At 63.3% G+C, this 17,464-nt stretch carries 15 protein-coding genes, 1 tRNA gene and 1 riboswitch; of the genes, 1 reads left to right on the forward strand and 15 read right to left on the reverse strand.

Features of this window, described 5'->3' with window-relative positions:
- Nucleotides 1-3 precede the first annotated feature (3 nt).
- From DFW101_RS01505 to DFW101_RS01545, 9 genes are all read right to left on the reverse strand, one after another.
- Nucleotides 4-828 (reverse strand): ABC transporter ATP-binding protein, encoded by an 825-nt coding sequence (locus DFW101_RS01505; RefSeq protein ID WP_009179762.1) that lies wholly within the window; start codon nucleotides 826-828, stop codon nucleotides 4-6.
- Nucleotides 825-1,889: a FecCD family ABC transporter permease gene (locus tag DFW101_RS01510; RefSeq protein ID WP_009179763.1), complete on the reverse strand. Its 1,065-nt coding sequence runs from the start codon at nucleotides 1,887-1,889 to the stop codon at nucleotides 825-827. The genes DFW101_RS01505 and DFW101_RS01510 overlap by 4 nt, the downstream gene beginning before the upstream one ends.
- A 3-nt stretch (nucleotides 1,890-1,892) precedes the next feature.
- Complete coding sequence (locus DFW101_RS01515; RefSeq protein ID WP_009179764.1) at nucleotides 1,893-2,777, reverse strand: sirohydrochlorin cobaltochelatase; 885 nt, start codon at nucleotides 2,775-2,777, stop codon at nucleotides 1,893-1,895.
- A gap of 119 nt (nucleotides 2,778-2,896) precedes the next feature.
- Nucleotides 2,897-3,074, reverse strand: a riboswitch (cobalamin riboswitch).
- A 26-nt stretch (nucleotides 3,075-3,100) separates the two neighbouring features.
- Complete coding sequence (locus tag DFW101_RS01520; RefSeq protein ID WP_009179765.1) at nucleotides 3,101-3,403, reverse strand: hypothetical protein; 303 nt, start codon at nucleotides 3,401-3,403, stop codon at nucleotides 3,101-3,103.
- A gap of 317 nt (nucleotides 3,404-3,720) precedes the next feature.
- Nucleotides 3,721-5,640, reverse strand: a complete 1,920-nt coding sequence (gene selB / locus DFW101_RS01525; protein WP_009179767.1) for a selenocysteine-specific translation elongation factor — start codon at nucleotides 5,638-5,640, stop codon at nucleotides 3,721-3,723.
- Nucleotides 5,641-5,781: 141 nt separating this feature from the next.
- Nucleotides 5,782-7,236 (reverse strand): aminopeptidase, encoded by a 1,455-nt coding sequence (locus DFW101_RS01530; protein ID WP_009179768.1) that lies wholly within the window; start codon nucleotides 7,234-7,236, stop codon nucleotides 5,782-5,784.
- A 156-nt stretch (nucleotides 7,237-7,392) separates the two neighbouring features.
- Complete coding sequence (selA, locus tag DFW101_RS01535) at nucleotides 7,393-8,805, reverse strand: L-seryl-tRNA(Sec) selenium transferase (RefSeq protein WP_009179769.1); 1,413 nt, start codon at nucleotides 8,803-8,805, stop codon at nucleotides 7,393-7,395.
- Nucleotides 8,806-8,885: 80 nt separating this feature from the next.
- Nucleotides 8,886-10,178 carry a bifunctional folylpolyglutamate synthase/dihydrofolate synthase gene (locus DFW101_RS01540; protein ID WP_009179770.1) on the reverse strand — a complete coding sequence of 431 codons (1,293 nt, stop codon included), beginning with the start codon at nucleotides 10,176-10,178 and terminating at the stop codon, nucleotides 8,886-8,888.
- Entirely contained in the window at nucleotides 10,159-10,941 is a 783-nt protein-coding gene (locus DFW101_RS01545; RefSeq protein ID WP_009179771.1) for a 3',5'-cyclic-nucleotide phosphodiesterase, read from the reverse strand. Before DFW101_RS01545 ends, DFW101_RS01540 begins: the two co-directional genes overlap by 20 nt.
- Before the next feature lie 113 nt (nucleotides 10,942-11,054).
- Between DFW101_RS01545 and DFW101_RS01550 the strand changes: the two genes are divergently transcribed.
- Nucleotides 11,055-11,131 (forward strand) — tRNA-Arg (locus tag DFW101_RS01550).
- A gap of 553 nt (nucleotides 11,132-11,684) precedes the next feature.
- On the opposite strand, the gene DFW101_RS19360 is transcribed toward DFW101_RS01550, so the two are convergent.
- From DFW101_RS19360 to DFW101_RS19365, 6 genes are all read right to left on the reverse strand, one after another.
- Nucleotides 11,685-12,347 carry a hypothetical protein gene (locus DFW101_RS19360; RefSeq protein ID WP_009179772.1) on the reverse strand — a complete coding sequence of 221 codons (663 nt, stop codon included), beginning with the start codon at nucleotides 12,345-12,347 and terminating at the stop codon, nucleotides 11,685-11,687.
- Between the two features lie 440 nt (nucleotides 12,348-12,787).
- Nucleotides 12,788-13,540: a DNA cytosine methyltransferase gene (locus tag DFW101_RS18835; RefSeq protein WP_009179773.1), complete on the reverse strand. Its 753-nt coding sequence runs from the start codon at nucleotides 13,538-13,540 to the stop codon at nucleotides 12,788-12,790.
- A complete protein-coding gene (locus tag DFW101_RS18840) occupies nucleotides 13,518-13,694 on the reverse strand; it encodes a Com family DNA-binding transcriptional regulator (RefSeq protein WP_009179774.1) in 177 nt (58 codons plus the stop codon). Before DFW101_RS18840 ends, DFW101_RS18835 begins: the two co-directional genes overlap by 23 nt.
- 152 nt (nucleotides 13,695-13,846) lie before the next feature.
- On the reverse strand, nucleotides 13,847-14,785 hold the full coding sequence (locus tag DFW101_RS01560; RefSeq protein WP_009179775.1) for a CBASS cGAMP-activated phospholipase: 939 nt from the start codon (nucleotides 14,783-14,785) through the stop codon (nucleotides 13,847-13,849).
- Complete coding sequence (locus DFW101_RS01565) at nucleotides 14,782-15,345, reverse strand: hypothetical protein (RefSeq protein ID WP_009179776.1); 564 nt, start codon at nucleotides 15,343-15,345, stop codon at nucleotides 14,782-14,784. Before DFW101_RS01565 ends, DFW101_RS01560 begins: the two co-directional genes overlap by 4 nt.
- 9 nt (nucleotides 15,346-15,354) lie before the next feature.
- Nucleotides 15,355-17,463, reverse strand: a complete 2,109-nt coding sequence (locus DFW101_RS19365; protein ID WP_009179777.1) for a hypothetical protein — start codon at nucleotides 17,461-17,463, stop codon at nucleotides 15,355-15,357.
- Nucleotide 17,464 lies beyond the last annotated feature (1 nt).

Below are 17,464 nucleotides of genomic sequence, written 5' to 3' on the forward strand. Positions count from 1 at the left end.
TCGTCATCGGACACCGTGATCTGGGCCCGGGCCGGCGCAGCCAGGAGCAGGGCCGCCAGCAGCAGGAACGGCCAGGGCCTGGGGCGTGCCGGTCTGGGGATGGGCAATGACAGCGATGTCGGTTTCATAGATCCTCGACAGAATGTTTCGGGTGAAGACTGCGGCCACCGGGCCGTCGGCCTCGATGCGGCCGTTTTTCAGAAAGACCAGCCGCCGGCAGAAAAGCGCGGCCAGATTGACGTCGTGAAGGGCGGCCACAATGGTGGTTCCGGCCGCGTTGCGCGCGGCCAACAGGGCATACAGCTCCATCTTGCGGGCGATGTCCAGATTGGCCGAGGCCTCGTCCAGAATGAGGACATCGGCCGCCTGGGCCAGAGCCCGGGCCGTCAGCACCCGCTGGAATTCGCCGCCCGAGAGTTCCCCGAGCAGGCGGTCCCCCAGGTCCGCGACGCCGACGGCCTCCATGGCCGCTTTGGCCGCCGCCCGGTCGTCCGGGCCGTACCCGCCAAGAAGCGACAGGTAGGGATAGCGGCCCATGAGGACCAACGACCGCACGGTCAGTTCCCGGGCGCTTTCCGCCCGCTGGGGCACGGCCGCGACCAGCCGGGCCCGCTCCCTGGGAGCCAGGCGGCCGACGTCGCGGCCGCCGAGGGACACCGTGCCGGCGGTCGGGGCCAGGACGCCGGTTGCGGCCAAAAGGAGGGTGGTCTTGCCCGCGCCGTTGGGGCCAAGGAGGCCCACCATCTCGCCTCGCCCGATGTGCAGGTCCAGGCCGCACAGGATATCCCGGCCGCCGTAGCCGGCCCGAAGTCCGGAGAGCCGGATCACGCCCGGTCTCCCCGGCCGCCCGACAGGAGCAGGAAGCAGAAAAACGGCCCGCCGAGCAGGGCCGTGACCACCCCGACCGGCAGTTCCGCGCCGTCCGGCAGGATGACCCGGGACAGGACGTCCGAGGCCACGAGCAGGGCCCCGCCGCAGAGGGCGCTCTGGGGCAAAAGCGTGCCGTGCTCGGCCCCGGACAGCCGGCGGCAGGCATGGGGCGCGATCAACCCCACAAAGCCGATGACCCCGGAAACGGCCACCGCGCCGGCCGTCAGCAGGCTCGCCCCGGCCAGGAGCGCCACCCGGGCCCGGCCGGCCGGCACGCCGAGCTGGCGGGCTTGCGTCTCGCCAAGGAGCAGGATGTCGAGTTCCCGGATGTAGAGCCGGATAAGGAGCAGACCCACGGCGAAGCAGGGGAGGAAGAGGGCCAGCTCGGCCTTGCCCCGGCCCTGCAGGCCGCCCATGATCCAAAAGACGATGCCGGCCACGGATTCCTCGTTTAAGGCCTTGACCAGGGACAGCAGGGCCGAGAGGAAGGTGGCCGCGATGATGCCGGAAAGGACCACCGTCTCCCGGCGAAGTCCCCCGGAGAGCCGGGACAGGGCCAGGACCCCGGCCAGGGCCGCGCCGCCGCCGAGAAGGGCGCAGGCCGGGGTGGCGAAAAGCCGGCCCGAGGTCGCGGCCAGGCCGAGCGTCAGGGACAGGGCCGCGCCAAAAGCCGCCCCGCCCGAAACGCCGAGGGTGAAGGGGTCGGCCAGGGGGTTTCTGAGCACCCCCTGGAAGACCCCGCCGGCCACGGCCAGAGCCGCGCCCACGCCGTAGGCCAGGACGGCCCGCCACAGGCGCAGGTCAAGCACCACGGCGGCCAGGGCCGGGTCGGCCGGAGCGGCCAGGGGCAGGCCGACGGCCCGGCCGAGGACGGCCGCCACCTGGGCCGGGCGGGCCGGATAGGCTCCGGACAGGCAGGCGGCGGCCACGGCCGCCAGCCCGGCCAGCAGCATGGCCAAGGCCAGGTCCGGGAAACGGCCGCGCCGGGCCCCGTCGTGGCTTGGGCAGGCGTTTGCCATCGATCAGCTGCCGGGCAGGGCCTGGAAGGTGTCTTTCAGGTGGTCCATCCACACGGCGGCCACGGCCTCGCGGTCCCCGTTGCCGGACAGGACCGGCACGGCCTCGATGCCGGCGGCTTTGAGCTGCGAGGCGAGCGAGTCCTTTTCCGGGCCGGCCATGTCGTTTCGGGCGTGGTCGCCGGCCACGGCGAAAAGCGGCATGAGCCAGGCCTTTTTGACGCCGCGCTTTTTGAGTTCCGACACCGCGTCTTCGAAGCTCGGCGTGCCCTCGACCGTGGCCACGAAGGCGCCCGGGTCGAGCCGCCAAAGCGTGTATTGCAGGGCCGGATAGGCCATGTTGGCCGGATGGTCGGTGCCGTGGCCGACGAAAACCACGGCCTCGCCGGGCTTCCGTTCCCTGGGCGCGGCCTCCAGGAGGGCCTTGGCCACCCGGGGGAAGTCGTCCTGGCCGAAAAGAAGCGGCGCGCTCACGTCCACTTTGCGCAGGCCCTTGGGCAGGCCGGTAAACGCGGCGGCCAGGCGCAGGAGATCGTCGTATTCATGGCCCGGGATGGTCTGGAGCGAGAGCACGGCCACGTCGGTGACGCCCTGGTCGGGCAGGACGGCCAGGGCCTCGGCCGGGGAGGGAACGATTTTCCCTTCTTTCGCCAGCTTGTGGCGGATCATGGCTGCCGTGTAGCACAGGCTGACCGGGACGCCGGGGTAGGCGGCCTTGACGCGCTCGACCATTTTTTCGAGGGCCGGGGCGGCTTCGGGCACGGTGGTGCCGAAGGCGGCCACGACAATGGCCCGCTTGGGTTCTTTCTTGGCGTCGTGGCCGGCCAGGGCCGGGATGGCGAGGCACAGGGACAGGCACAGCGCCAGAACGGTTCGCGACAGGCGAAACATGGGTTGACCTCCACAGGTTATGGAGGGCTCTTGGAGAAGGGGAGACGCGTCCGACCGCGCGGTGACGCCGGGAGGTGCCGCGTTCCCGAGGCCCGGCCGGCAAAAGCCCTCGTCGCCGACGGGTTGTCCTTGACCGGGCAGGTCTTCCGGCTCGTCCCATCGGCCCCGGCCTTCCCGGGAGGTTTTCCCAGTGGCACGCGAGGAGGCCGACTTTTCGGGGGACTGACGGCGGCGGGACCGCTCCCGATTCTAACGGGATTCCCTATTAAGCCCGCAAGGGCGCCCAGGTCGTTTCAGGGCAGTACCGGGGGGTGGGTGGGCTGTCAAGGCGTGCGGGTGGGCTTGAGGACGCCGCGCTCGACCAGGGGCTTGTAGTCGGCCTTTTTGGTGAGGAGCGTGGGCACGTGGAGGTTCTCGAGGAGCTGGAGGATGTTTTGGACCGCAGACGGCTTGGCGTTTTTGCCCATGACCACGATGGCCGCGTCCTTGGCCACGGCGATTTTTTCGGCCACCTCCCAGGCTCCGGTGACCGGCCGACCCCCGTCCAGGCGGTAGGCGTCGCCCTCGACGTCGATGACGCCGGCCAGGGCCGTAGCCCGGAGCGCCAGGGCGAAGAGAACGGCCATCAGGGCCTTGGCGGCCGCACGGCAGGGAAAGGAAGAAGCGGAGCAAGGGCGGCGGTATCTGGACATGGGACTCATTTGGGGTTAAGGATTTTTTTCACGTAATACATCCGTACGGGGGAGGTTCACCGTGAAATTCGATTTCGCCGGGCTGATCGTGTTGTTCGGTTTCGTCAGCATCTTCATTTCCCTGCTGGTCATCAAGGCCCAGCAGACCGCCAAGCCCAAAGACCAGGACTGGTAGGGCCGACCCCTTTCGGTCAGGCATTGCAGGCGGCGGACGGCTTCGGCGGTCCGCCGCTTTCGGCGTTTCGTCGCTCCTACCGCTTCCGCAACTGGCGCTTGTCGCCGACGCGGACGGTGATTTTTTCCTTGTCCAGGTATTCGAGGAGCGCGATGAGAAACTTGCGCGACAGGCCGGTCAGCTCGCGGAACTCGGCCGGGCCCATGTCGGCGGCCCCGGCTTGGTAGTAGGCCTGGACCTTTTCGATAAGCCCCTTTATCGCCTCGGCGTCGAAATACATGTTCTCCTGGGCCTTGACGATGCGCCCTTCGTCCTGGAGCACCTTGTAGACGGGCTGGGCCTCCTTGAAGGTCAGCGACAGCGGCTCCAGGATGTCCTTGACGTTTGGCGGGGTCAGTCCGCCCTTCTGGTAGGCGTCGAGGAGCGTGGCCCGGAGTTTGGCCTGGTCCGAAGCCAGGGACACCTTGTGGCCGGCCAGGCGCAGCACGTCCTGGTCCGTGGCCAGCTTGCCGGCCCGCAGCTGGCGTTCGACCACGAAGTGGAAAAGCTTGGGGGAAAGCCCCTTGCCCCAGGTGGAGGCCAGCTCGCTTCGGGACAGGCCGAGCTTGAGCGGTTCGCGCTTGTGGAAGGCGGCCACCGCGTCGAGGAGCGAGGCGGCCAGATCGGCTATGACCGTGCCGTGGACGAAGTGCCGGCCTTCCTTGCCTTCGCGGTCGACGAGCGCCGCCGCGCCCTTGTCGCAAAGGCCCGAGAGCGCCTTGTCCAGGGCCTTGGACTCCAGGTCGGTCAGGGTCATGAGGCGGGCGAAGCCCAGGCCGTCGGTGCCGGCCCGGGACAGGTGCAGGGCGATCAGGTCCGGGCCGGCGGCCGTGGCCAGGGCGGCCAGGGAGGCCAGCGCCGCCTCGTCGAAACGCTTGACCTTGCGGGCCATGGGCGAAAGCACCCGGCCGCCGGCCATGGTCCGAAGCGGCGCGCCCGAGCGGACCACCACCCGGTCGCCGTGGACGCCGGCCATGGGTTCGGGAAAGCGGATCTGGCAGACGGCGGTCTGGCCGGGTTCGAGCTTGTCGCGGTCGAGGAGATGGATCCGGGCCAGGACCTCCCGGGTGCCATGGTGGAAATGGACCTCGGTGCGGTGTTTGATGCCGCGCGGGGCGCCCGGCAGGCAAGTGAGCTCCACCTCCCAGGACAGGTCCGGGAAAAGCGTGCCCGGCAGGGCCAGGACCTCGCCGCGCTCCACGTCCTCCACCTCCAGTCCGGCCAGATTGACGGCGGTGCGGCGTCCGGCCGGCGAGGCCTCGACGGTCTCGCCGTGGGATTGGAGGCTTCGGATCTTGGACCGCTTCTCGGACGGGAAAAGCCGCACATCGTCCCCGACCTTGAAGCTGCCGGCGATGAGCGTGCCCGTGACCACCGTGCCATAGCCTTTGAGGGTAAAGACCCGGTCGATGGGAAGCCGGGCCAGGTCCGAGCGGCGGCGCGGAGCGAAGCCGGCGGCCAGTGCGGCCAGGGCCTCGCGCAGTTCCGGCAGGCCGGCCCCGGTGTGGGAGGAGACCGGAAAGATGGGGGCGTCGGCCAGGAATGTGCCGGCAAGTTCCCCGCGCACGTCCTCGGTCACCATGGCCAGCCAGTCGGCATCCACCATGTCGGCCTTGGTCAGGGCCACCACGCCCGTGGTGACGCCAAGGAGCGTGCAGATGTCCAGGTGCTCGCGGGTCTGGGGCATGACGCCCTCGTCCGCCGCGATGACCAGCGTCACGAAATCGATGCCCGCCGCGCCGGCCACCATGTTCTTGACGAACCGCTCGTGGCCCGGCACGTCGATGATGCCAAGCCGGGTTCCGCCCGGCAGGTCCATGAAGGCGAAGCCGAGCTCAATGGTGATGCCGCGCTTTTTCTCCTCGGCCAGCCGGTCGCAGTCGATGCCGGTCAGGGCCTTAATAAGCGTGGTCTTGCCGTGGTCGATGTGCCCGGCGGTCCCCATGATGACTGGCATGGATGCTCCTTGGGGAGGGGGAAGAAGGGAAGATGCCTCCGGCGGCCGGGAGGGGATGATCCCCTCCCGGACCCTCCCCACCGGAAGGCAAGGGTATTCACAACGCTTGCCGACCCATTCGAAGGGAGGGGAGGACGCCTCTTAACTGGACAAGAAGGCCTTGTAGGCCAGCATGGTGGCGTAGACGTCGGCCACGCTCGTCAGCTCGAAGGGGCTGTGCATGCTGAGGACGGCCGGCCCGAAGTCGATGATGTCCATGCCGTAGACGGCCAGGAACTTGGCCACCGTGCCGCCGCCGCCAAGGTCCACCCGGCCGAGTTCGGCCATCTGCCAGGGGACGCCGGCCGTGTCGAGGAGGTTTCTAAGCCAGGCCACGTATTCGGGGTGGGCGTCGTTGGCCCCGACCTTGCCCCGGTGGCCGGTGAATTTGCAGAAGCAGGGGCCAAAGCCCAGGATGGCGGCATTGAGCTTTTCGTGCAGGTCCTGATAGTCCGGGTCCATGGCCCCGTGCACGTCGGCGGACACGGCCTTGGCCGCGGCCAGCACCCGGCTTTTGCGGGCCTTGGGGTCCCAGGCCTCGATCAGGTCTTCCAGGCTGTACTCGAAAAACCGCGACTTGGCCCCGGTCGACCCTTCGGACCCGATCTCCTCCTTGTCCCAGAAGAGCACGATCTGGGCGTGTTCCGGCTCCGGCGCGTTGAGCAGCGCCTCGAGGCCGGTGAACACGCAGACCCGGTCGTCCTGGCCGTAGCCGCCGACAAGGGACCCGTCGAGGCCGACCAGCCGGGCCGCACCGGCCGGCACGGCCTGCAGTTCGGCGCTGTACAGGTCCATCTCGTCAATGCCGTAGCGTTCGTTCAAAAGCGCCAGCACCTTGGCCTTGATGGTGTCGTTGCCATTGTCCTTTGGGGCGGCGTTCTGGGACCCGCCGTCGGCCGGCGGCACGGTCTCGACCGGGCAGTGGCCGACGATGATGTTGAGTTTTTCGGCCTCAAAGGCGTCGGACAGCTTCTGCTCCACCTGCTTGTAGGCCAGGTGCGGCAACAGGTCCGGGATGGTGAAGACCGGATCGGCCGGGTCCTCGCCGATGGTCACGGTGACGACCGAGCCGTCCTTCTTGGCCACCACGCCGTGGAGGGCCAGCGGCCTGGCCAGCCACTGGTGTTTGCGGATGCCGCCGTAATAGTGGGTCTTGAATTGGGCGACGCCGCAGGTCTGGTAGAGCGGATGCTGCTTCAAGTCGATGCGCGGGGTGTCGCAGTGGGCTCCGAGCAGGCGGAAACCATCGGAGAGTGGCCGCTTGCCCTTGCGGGCCACGAACACGGTCTTGTCCTTGAGCACGCGAAACACGGCGTCGGCCGTGAAATCGCCGTCCGGGCATTCGGTGAAGCCGGCCTTGCTGAGGACCTCGCGGACATAGGCCACGGTCTCGCGTTCGGTCTTGCAGGCGGAGAGAAACTTCAAGTAGCGGTCGGCCAGGTCCCGCATGGCTTGCCGTTCCTCGGCAGAGGCATAGGCCTCGAAGCAGCATTTGGCCTCGATGGTCAGGGAAGGCACCGCCTGGGGCGGGGTATTTTTTTCTTGGCTCTCGGTCATGTGGAAAAAGCTCCTTGAAGATGATGCGCGGAAAAATCCATAGTAAGCGTCCAGGCCCTCCGAGGGAACCCCCTCCCATGGCCGGACCGTGAATCGGCTCGGAACGCCAGGGGATCGGCCGCTGCCGGACCCGGGGCAAGGGCGTGTTCGGCCGGTCTAGCCGGTTCCCTTGCCAAAAGCCTGCCCAAGGACCGTGGCGACCAGGCGCAGTTCGTCATCGGCCAGGGTGCGCGGGTCGAGGAGAAAGGCGTTGTCCTCGATGCGGCCGACCAGCGGCGGCTCGGTTTCCAAAAGCCTTTGCCGCAGGGCCTCGGCCGAGGGCGCGCCGGAGAGGGGGGTCAGGGCCACGAGCGTGGTCGGCAGGTCGTGCTCCGGAAAGGCCCCGCCGCCGACCCGGGAGGCCCCGGCCACGGTGGTGACGGCGTAGCGGCCGGCCAGGGCCTTTTTGACAAGACCGGCCAGTTTGCGGGCCTTGGCGGCCAGGGCGGCCGGGGCGGCCGTCATCATGGCCAGGGTCGGGATCTCCCGCTTGGCCGCTTCGGGGGCCAGGTAGAGGCGAAGGGTGGCCTCCAGGGCGGCCAGCGTCATCTTGTCGATGCGAAGGGCCCGGTTGAGCGGATTTTGGCGGATGGCCTCGATGATGTCGGCCCGGCCGACGAGGATGCCGGCCTGGGGGCCGCCGAGGACCTTGTCGCCGGAAAAGGTCACCAGGTCGGCCCCGTCGGCCACGGCCCGTTGCACCGTCGGTTCGCCCGGGAGACCCAGGCCCGCGAAATCGGTCAGGTTGCCGCTGCCGAGGTCCTCCATGACCGGCAGGCCGCGTCGCCGGCCGATGGCCACGAGCTCGGCCAGGGTCACCTCGCGGGTGAAACCGATGATCCGGTAGTTGGAGGTGTGGACCTTGAGCAGCAGGGCGGTTTCTTCGTTGATGGCGTTTTCGTAGTCGCGCGGATGGGTGCGGTTGGTGGCCCCGACCTCGCGCAGGATGGCCCCGGATTTGGCCATGACCTCGGGGATGCGAAACGAGCCGCCGATCTCCACGAGCTGGCCGCGCGACACCACCACCTCGCGGCCCTGGGCCAGGGTCTCCAGGGCGATCAGCACGGCGGCGGCGTTGTTGTTGACCACGATGGCGGCCTCGGCCCCGGTCAGGCGCCTTAGGATGTCGACCACGTGGCTGTAGCGGCTGCCGCGCTCGCCGGTGGCCAGGTCGAACTCCAGGTTCGAGTACCGAAGGCTCGCGTCCATGGCGGCCTGTGCCGCCTTTTTGGCCAGGAGCGACCGGCCGAGGTTGGTGTGGACCACCACGCCCGTGGCATTGAGCACCCGGCGGTAGTGCGGCCGGGAGGCGGCGGCCACGAACCGGGCGCACAGCGGAAAGACCTGGTCCGGGGCGAGCTCCGCCGGATCGGAGACGCGGCCGGCCTTGATGTCCGCCCGAAGGCTGTCGAGGAATTCCGTCACCGCCTCGCGCAGCAGGGTCCGGGGCAGGGCGGCCAGGGCCGGATCGGCGGCAAGCGCGGCCAGGACCGCGTCCACGGACGGAAGCAGGCGAAAGAGGTGTTGCACGGGCCCATCCGGAGGTTCGGGTTGGCGGCCTGGCCGCGTCGGCAAAGATGGAGATGGCGTAGCCGCAAACCCGGGCAAGATCAATTTTCCGGGGCGGAAAAAAGCGCGGCCAGGAGATACATGGAGCCGCAGGCCAGCACCGTGCCGGACAGGCCGCGCACGGCGGCCAGGGCGGCGGCCGGATCGGCCACGGCCACGGCCCCGGGACCGAGGGCGGCCACGACCTCGGCGGCGGGCCGGGCCCGGGAGACACCCGGCAGTTCCGGCACGAAGATCGGCCCCGTGGTCAGGCCGGCGGCCAGGGGCGCCATGCCGGCCAGGTCCTTGTCGCCAAGGCAGGTGAAGATCATGGCGGCCGGTTCGAGGCGAAGGGCGGCCAGGGCCGCGGCCAGGGCGGTCAGGGCCGGCACGTTGTGGGCGGCGTCGAGGAGCAGCTCCGGGACCATGTCCGGGAGCCGCAGCAGGTGCAGCCGGCCGGGGATGAAGGTCTCGGTCAGGGCCCGGGCCAGGGCCTCGGGATCGGGGGCAAGGCCCAGGCGCTCGGCGCAGACGGAAAATCCGGCCAGGGCCAGGGCGGCGTTTCGGGCCTGGTGCGGCCCGGCCAGACGCAGCCTGGCGTCCGGGATGTCCAGGGCCTTTGGGCGCAGAAGCCGGCCCAGGCGCCGGGAAGCGTCGTAGCCGGCCAGCGTGGATGCCTCGTAGAGGCGCGTGCCCAGGCGGTCGGCCTCCCGGCGCAGCACGTCCATGACTTCCGGGACCTGCGCGCCGGTTACGGCCACGCCATTGGGGACCATGGCCCCGGCCTTGTCCCGGGCGATGTCGGCCAGGGTCGGGCCGATGATGGAAGCGTGGTCCGGGCCGATGGGCGTGAAAAGGACCAGGTCGCGGCCAAGGGCCGTGGTGGCGTCCCCGGCCCCGCCGAGTCCGGCCTCGTAGACGGCCGCCTCGGCCTGCTGGTCGGTGAAAAGCCAGGCGGCCATGGCGGTCAGGAGCTCGAAATAGGTGAGTCGGCCGGCCTCCCCGCCCCGGGCCGTGGCCTCGAGAACGGTCCGGGCGGCCGCGACCCAGTCCTCTTCGGGCAGCGGGCGTCCGGCCATGAGGATGCGTTCGCGAACGCTCACGAAGTGCGGCGAGAGGTACAGGCCCGTCGGCAGGCCGTGGGCGGCCAGCATGGCCGCCAGAAAGGCGGCCGTGGAGCCCTTGCCGTTGGTGCCGACCACCTGGACGGCGAGATGCGGCAGGGTGGTGAGCGACAGGCCGGCCAGGGCGGCCCGCATCCGGCCGGGCCCGAGGTCCATGTGGAAAAGGCCCAGGCTGTCGAGGTAGGCTTCAAAGCCGGCAAAGTCCGTGAAATCAGATGATGATGGATTCATGTTCCCTGAGCAGGTGATAGGTATGGCCCGTAAGCTCGGTTCGCAGCTCCTCCTGGATCTGGACGGCGAACGGGGCCTTCATGTGGTAGATGTGGATTTCGGGTTTGGCCCGAAGGCGGGCCAGTTCGGCCCGCAGGAGCTTCGGCGTCAGGTGCTTGGAGGCGGTGGCCAGCCTTTCCATGTCCGAGGGAAAGGAGGCCTCGGTGATGAGGTGGGCCAGCGGAAAGGGCAGGCTGTCGCAAAAGGCCCACCATTCGGGACAGGGGCCGGTGTCGCCGGTGTAGGCCAGGTTTTTCGCGCCGTCGTCTTCCCAAAGGACGAAGCCCGAGGCGGCCTTGGCATGGTTGACGGGAAAGGCGGTCACGGTGACGCCGCCGATGACGACCGGGACTTCGGGCGTCATCGGCGCGTAGGTCAGGACCGGAGAGTTCTCGGGGATGACGGTGAAATCCGGCCAGATGGTGTCGTTTAAGAGATGGGTGGCGATGGCGTCGAGGACCTGGGGCAGGCCGTGGATCTGGAGCGGCGGCCGTTTCTTGCCGGCAAAGAATTCGATCAGGTTGTCGGCCAGAAACAGGATGTCCTTGATGTGGTCCAGGTGGGGATGGGTGACGAAAATATGTTCCAGGCGCGCCTGGGCGGCCAGATCAATGGCGGAGGTGACCGAGCCGGCGTCGAGCAGGATCGTGTCGTTGACCAGAAAGGAGGTCAGGTGGTGGCCAGGGAGATCCGAGCCGGAGCAGCCGAGCACACGCAGGTTCATGTCTCCCTCCTGGTTGCGGGGACGGCCGGGGTCAAGCAGTCTGTGCTTGGAGTGGTCTTTCGTCAAGCCCGGCCTTGACCGGAGAGTGTGGCTTGTTTAGGAATCACGGCTGTGCGCCCGTAGCTCAGTCGGATAGAGCATCTGCCTTCTAAGCAGATGGCCGCAGGTTCGAATCCTGCCGGGCGCACCAGAATAAAATCAAGGGGTTAGGTCATATTTGGCCTGACCCCTTTTATCCTGTGGAGAACCGGGGTGGATAACATCTTGGCCAACCATACGGTTTTACGATGGAATTTTGGATAACATTCGGGCAGACGTTGGCCTGCGCATGGGCAGTGTAAGCCCTCAACCAAAATGAGAAATCGTTTCAGGCAGAATGAGAAGGACCAAGCCCCCACTTGATCCCCTGGCCCCTCTCTTCGCTCTGCCGCCTTACCCGGTTTTCAGCCGCCGTTATCCACCCCAGCACCCACCGCTGAGAGGAGGCGTGATGCCGTTGCCTAGGCAGCGGAGTCTGTCCATCCAATCCTATATTTAGCCGGAAATTTCGAATGTTCGTCCTATATTGGAAGCTGTGCATCATATGCCACTAACGCAGCAGGACTCGATCAGAAGCTTGTTCTCGTTTTTAGACCGATGCACATGTAGGTGTCATTGTACCTTAATCAGAAAGTCATAAGTTAAACCCTTTGCCGGATGGCTCAAAATGAACGTTATATTTATCATTCAGGGTGATAAAATTATCAAGTTAACTGCATGAGGCAGCCGCATTCTGTTGGCCAAGGACCAGAATTGCCCTCAAAGAAATAAAAACGCAAATCCATATCTCCAACCATGTCCTGGCCGGTGGTAAATTGTAATAATTGGACCCATCTTAAGCGGCCTTTGGGGATAAAAGTTGGAGGCACTCCGTGTTTTGTTAGAGTGATACTTGTAAATATTGGGTATTCTTCTTTTATTTCAAACCAAGTCACCATGTCGCTTCTTTTTATATTTATTTTGTCTACCAAACTCATTTTTAATGGATGCATTAATATAATCATACATAGTTCATGTTCTGATGTTATTTCTCGAATTGGCTTGGACTTTGAGCGGTCATTCCCATGGTTTATGATTCCCGACGCATGATAATTGACTTTTAAAATATTATTACTTTTAATATCTTCTTTGTAGGTTATATCGCCTACTCCATATTCTACATGTATATTTCCTTTTTTGTCTGGATTAACTTTTTGCAATGCCATCTGGTTTGCACCCTTTACATATGGCGAAAAATTGATACTGCCATCTTTAGCTATACAAAATCTTATAACTTTGCAAAACTTTCCATTGTATGGAAATAAAATTCGATACTCTTTATTGATTGAGACCGGGCCGCCTGCTCCAACAATCTCGTACTCATCCATAGTACTGTCCACCCCTTTTTTTTGAAACTAGGTAGAGACTGCCTCTATGATTCAGCAGCTATGACAAACAATTAATAGCTGGAATAATTTCTGCCAAATAGTGTAGAGTATAACAAATGGTCACTTTTCGAACATTTCAGACTAACAAACCTAGATATCCGTCTTTACCGGGTTTGTGTAGGAGACGATTGCCGGCTAGTTGATAACACCACCCCGAGACAGTGGGGCGACTGCAGTCCGTCCCGTCTACACCCTTTTGTTCCACCTTGCGGAGCGTCACCTCGCAGATTAGATCTATCATCGCTTCTGTTCGATTTTCGGACTTCGGACGGTAGCCTCCAACGGAGGCAGTGTTCAGCCAAAATGAGAATTTGTTTTAGTCATAGCGAGAAGGGCCAAGCGCCCTTTGACACCCTAGCCCTTCTCTTTAGTTTACTTTTCTACCCACAGATTTCAACCTTCATTACCCGCTCGAGCACCCACCGCATGAGAGGAGGCGTGATGCCGTTGCCGAGGCAGCGGAGTCTGTCCATCCAATGGGCACCCCCATCATCCACTCGACAAACGACGGGGCCACGATAAGCCGATACGGCGGCCTGGGATCGCGGTCCTTCAAGCAGTAGGCCATTCCAATAAGTCGGGCCGTCAGGTTGCCGGTGGATTGCCAAGTCTCCTCCCGGCGCAAGTATTGGCGCACGGGCTGCCCCTCGATCGCCGCCGGGGTAGGCAACAAGGATAACCCTCTCACGCAGGTGCGGGGCGCCAAAGGCTGCCGCCGGAAACACGTCCCATTCCGCATCATACCCGATCTCGGCCAAGTCCCCGAGAATGCGGTCCAGTCCCCGTCCGAGGAGCGCCTTGACGTTTTCCACGACCGCGTACCGGGGTCGTAGCTCGCCAAGGATTCTTGCGTATTCGGACCACAGGCCGGACCTTTTACCGGTGATGCCGGCCCCTGCTCCGGCGCAACTGATATCCTGACAGGGGAAGCCTCCGACGACAATATCAACTCGTTTGGCATTTTTCGCATGGATGTCCCTCACATCTTGAAAAACAGGGACACCCGGCCAGCGCCTTTCCATGATGGAACGGGCGAATGGATCGCACTCGCAAAACCAGGCATGAGAAAGACCGATCGCTTCGGCGGCGATGTCGCCAAGGCCAGCCCCGCTAAAAAGACTTCCGACATACAATTTGATCTCCTGATGGGGCCTCTTTGGGCTCATATCCGGGGCTCGTGGCCCTCAGGAGATTTATGGTCCCGCACCGCGGGCATTTGATGGAGAGGTCCAGAGCCTCTCCCTTAGCCAACAACCTGTTACATGATCCGCAACGTATCTCCCGCATTCCCTTCTCTTTACAGGTTGTGCTTGCGCTGTTACGCCCCCCGTACCCCTGGTCGCCAGATCATGGGCAGGGAGCAGCCGGCGAAAGCTGGTGGACCGGCGTTTGCCCGCCGGGCCAGTGGGACGCGTCCCCTGCGTCCCGCCTGCTCCACTTTACGCCGCTGCCGCCTTCGGCAGCGTCATCTCGCAAATCTTATCCAGCAGCGCATCCTGGTCCGCGAGCAGGCCTCGGGCGATGGCCTCCAGGGTGGCCAGGGCCTCCTCGCCGGCATCGTCCATGGCCAGATCCCGGGGTAGCGCCGGCTGGAGCCGGATGGCCCGGTCGCCCAGGAGCGTCTCGCACTGGTGGGCGGCCGTGTCCGACTGGCCGTCGAACATGCAGTCGAGCAGCGGCCGCGCCCAGGCCGCCAGTCCCCAGCCTTGGGCCGCCTCGTACAGATAGGGTCGCGCCAGCTGGCCCGTGCCGAGCGACACCATGCACACGTCGTCGAGGCCGCCGGCCTTGGCCGCCTGGGCCAGGGCGCAGGCGGCCGGGTTGTTGGCGTAGATACCACCGTCCACCAATGTGGCCTCCTCGCCGGCCAAACTGTTGATGCGGGCCGGCGGGAAATAGGTCGGCGCGGCGGCCGTGGCCCGGCAGACATCGCGGAGGTAGTAGTCCCGGCGGGCATCGCTACCGGCTTTGGCTGACTTGAAGAGGACCGGGCACCGGGCCTCGATGTCGTAGGCCGGGACGAGCAGATCAAGGGCGCAGTCCGAAAGTTTGCGGTCGCCGAAGACGTCGGCCAGGTCCGTCTCGATACCGGCCGCCCCGTATTGCGGTCCCCACAGGCCAAAGCCGGTTGCCAGACGGTGGCCTGTCGATCGGGAGAATATCTCCCGGCCGCGTTGCCGGTAGAGGTCGACGATGGTCTTTGCCGGCATGCCGGCGGCCACGGCGGCGGCGATGATGCCGCCGGTTGAGGTCCCGGCGACCAGGTCAAACAGCGATCCGGCCAGCCGTCCGGCCCGGGCCTCGATTTCGGCCAGGACGAGCGCCGGGATCAGGCCCAGGATGCCGCCGCCGTCGATGCACAGGATGCGGCGGGTCATGCGGCACCTCCCAAATCGATCGTGATGTCGGCCACGGCCTCGGGCGTGTCGGCCGCGACCACGGCGTCCTCCAGGGCCTGACGCTTGCCGATGATCGGCCCGGCGATGGTCGACCACGCGGCGGCGTTGGCCAGGATGCGCCGGGCCAGCTCGGCTACCCGGGCTTCATCGGTCTCCCCCAGGCTCGGCCGCTCCGCAGCCATGGTGCGGAGCAACGTCACGGCTGCCGCCGCGTCGGCCGCGTAGGCGTTCGCCTCGGCGATTTGCTGCGGCCAGGACTGCACCTCCCGTTCGGGATAGGCGGCCGCCAGCGGGGCCAGGGCCGTGTCGCAGGCGGCGCGGATCTCGGCCAGCTTGACCGTCTTCGCCTGGGCCAACGCCGCCGCCACTTCCTCGGGCGTCGGCTCCACGGCCGGGACCTCGCCGACGTGCCAGCCGCCGTCCAGCCAGGTCACGGGCTGGTCCGTAACGGGCGGGGCGATGGTGGTATGGGTCGTGGGCACAGGGGCCTTGTTCGGCCACTCCTGAGCTGCTTTTGTGAGCTTGTCGTATATGATCATGGGGTATCCTTACGCGGCCTTGAGGTAGCAGTTGACGCCGGGTTTGGTGCTTTTAATGTTGGGCAGCTGAATCTGGGTCTGGGGGTCGTAATCAGACACGGTAAATACTGACATCGTGCCCACGCCGTCGAACATGAAAAGTTTGCCATCGGTATACGATATAGGGATTGCCACCGCGTTATTGTCCGATGCTGGCTTTTTAAAAGCGATGGGCATCCAGTTGTAACCATCGGCAGAAAATAAAGAACCAGATTGGCCGATGATGAAATATCCAGCAGTGCACTGGTTTAATTCGGCCATGGCTCCTGGAGCTGGGCCTGCTGAGGTCATATCACTGAGTCCCCACTCGCCAGGACGATAAAGAAGAGACGTGGTGGCATAAATCGCTGTACCATTAACGATTGTCGAGAGCACAGCCATAGTCTGGGACAAATTTGTTATGGCCCCTGTGGATCTGTTGGTTGTGCCAAGCCCCGAGAAAAGGCTTGGGGTACTCCCATTCAATTGATATGGGCCGGCGGAACAAATTCCATCAGCAATGGACAGCCTAGGATCGCTGCCATAATTGGACCCGGCGGCTATCTGCGTATTCGTTACTGTATCTGCGCAATAAAAGTCCATTGAGTTCGCGCCAAAACACTTCCCAAGAACATACCTTCCAGGGGCCGGCGTCTTGATCCCCATCAAATATCCGGCGGTGGTGTCTCCGCACTGATTGCCGGGAGTGAGGATGCAGTTGTTGTTTTGAACAGTTATTTTCATAGCATACGCGTAATATTTACTTGCATCCATGCCACCACACCAGAAATGAGGGGAATTGCCTGCAAAGACTTTGTCAAAAGCCATGTTGTAACAATTTGATGTAAATATGCCTGCATTTAAGGTAAAAAGTCCTTGAGAAAAATCAATGAAGTGTAAGCCAAGGATACCGTTAATTCTGCCCGAGGAAAAACCATGCTTTCCCTCGGGTGTAAGGTCTTCGCTGACAGCGACAGGACTTATTTCCATATTGGAAATTGTTCCGCCGATCCTTTTCATAATACAATGCTTGTCAGAAAAAAGAAGATCTCCTGTCGTTGGGTTCGCCGCTAATCTGCCATAAGTGGTATAGTGTTCAGAATTTACATAAGAACCTTGCCTGCTTAAAGATGCAACAAGAGTCGAGGCGGATTGAATGGATGTACCGCTCTTGATTAGAATAGAGACTGAATCAGTCGTTTTTTGGGCGACGTAGTATAGTCCGTTAGCATAAACAGCATCAACATATCGATATGTTGGCAGCTGAGACCATGATACACCGTCAGCTGAAAAAACAGAAAAGTAATACGTACCGTCTTGGTTGTCTGACGAGCAAAATATATAGTCTTTGACTCGCCGCATTTTGTAAAAAGATGATCCATATGTGGAGTTTATTGCGGTAGATTCAGAAAATGTTATCCCATCTGTCCCGTATAAAAAGCATCCTGTTTGCGTTGAACCTCTTTTTGTTGAAATAATCCATCTTGAAGAGGGCGAAAAGTATATGATTGCTGTTTTTGTATATGAAAATGCCGTAGAAGCTGTCCAATTGGCAAGATCATCCGAATAGTAAGCGCCTGTCCCAGATACTTTGACCCAACGAGAGCCGTTAAAGTCAACATCTGTCAAAGTTGTTGCACACGTTTGCCACGAATTGCCATCATCTGAATATTGAAAATAATCAGTGCAAACAACAATCAACTTTGTGTTGTCGCCAGATATTTTGAATTTAGTGAAGCTTTTACCCGAAGATGGCCTTAGCACCACTTGCCAGTTAACCCCATCAGCACTCTTTGAAAGGGCATAAGGATTGAGCATCCAATAGAAGTTATTAAAAAACTCCAATCCTATGGGATATAAAAAAGGAAAAATCTTTTGGGGGTCAGTCGGAGAAAGGGAGGATACGCTGGTAAACGGCGGAACATAATTCTCAAGTCCCGGCCAATCAGCTTTGTTGACGACGCCGCCGGCGCAAAGCAGGTAGGTGTCCTCGACCAGGGGGCTGGAGGACGCCAATTCCACAATGGAGCCAATGGGCAGCGACATGGCTGCGCCCAAGGAACCGCCGAGGTTTTGGATGTCGGAGTTGTTGCGACCCATG

Origin of the sequence: Solidesulfovibrio carbinoliphilus subsp. oakridgensis (assembly GCF_000177215.2) — a bacterium.
Taxonomy (GTDB): Bacteria; Desulfobacterota; Desulfovibrionia; order Desulfovibrionales; family Desulfovibrionaceae; genus Solidesulfovibrio; species Solidesulfovibrio carbinoliphilus.

Coding starts and splice junctions, on each gene's coding strand:
- DFW101_RS19360 (WP_009179772.1), bottom strand. CDS start 12,347: ATGGATGAGTACGAGATTGTTGGAGCAGGCGGCCCGGTCTCAATCAAT.
- DFW101_RS01540 (WP_009179770.1), bottom strand. CDS start 10,178: ATGAATCCATCATCATCTGATTTCACGGACTTTGCCGGCTTTGAAGCC.
- DFW101_RS01515 (WP_009179764.1), bottom strand. CDS start 2,777: ATGTTTCGCCTGTCGCGAACCGTTCTGGCGCTGTGCCTGTCCCTGTGC.
- DFW101_RS18840 (WP_009179774.1), bottom strand. CDS start 13,694: ATGCGGGAGATACGTTGCGGATCATGTAACAGGTTGTTGGCTAAGGGA.
- DFW101_RS01545 (WP_009179771.1), bottom strand. CDS start 10,941: ATGAACCTGCGTGTGCTCGGCTGCTCCGGCTCGGATCTCCCTGGCCAC.
- DFW101_RS01560 (WP_009179775.1), bottom strand. CDS start 14,785: ATGACCCGCCGCATCCTGTGCATCGACGGCGGCGGCATCCTGGGCCTG.
- DFW101_RS01530 (WP_009179768.1), bottom strand. CDS start 7,236: ATGACCGAGAGCCAAGAAAAAAATACCCCGCCCCAGGCGGTGCCTTCC.
- DFW101_RS01520 (WP_009179765.1), bottom strand. CDS start 3,403: ATGGCCGTTCTCTTCGCCCTGGCGCTCCGGGCTACGGCCCTGGCCGGC.
- DFW101_RS01565 (WP_009179776.1), bottom strand. CDS start 15,345: ATGATCATATACGACAAGCTCACAAAAGCAGCTCAGGAGTGGCCGAAC.
- DFW101_RS01510 (WP_009179763.1), bottom strand. CDS start 1,889: ATGGCAAACGCCTGCCCAAGCCACGACGGGGCCCGGCGCGGCCGTTTC.
- selB (WP_009179767.1), bottom strand. CDS start 5,640: ATGCCAGTCATCATGGGGACCGCCGGGCACATCGACCACGGCAAGACC.
- DFW101_RS19365 (WP_009179777.1), bottom strand. CDS start 17,463: ATGGGTCGCAACAACTCCGACATCCAAAACCTCGGCGGTTCCTTGGGC.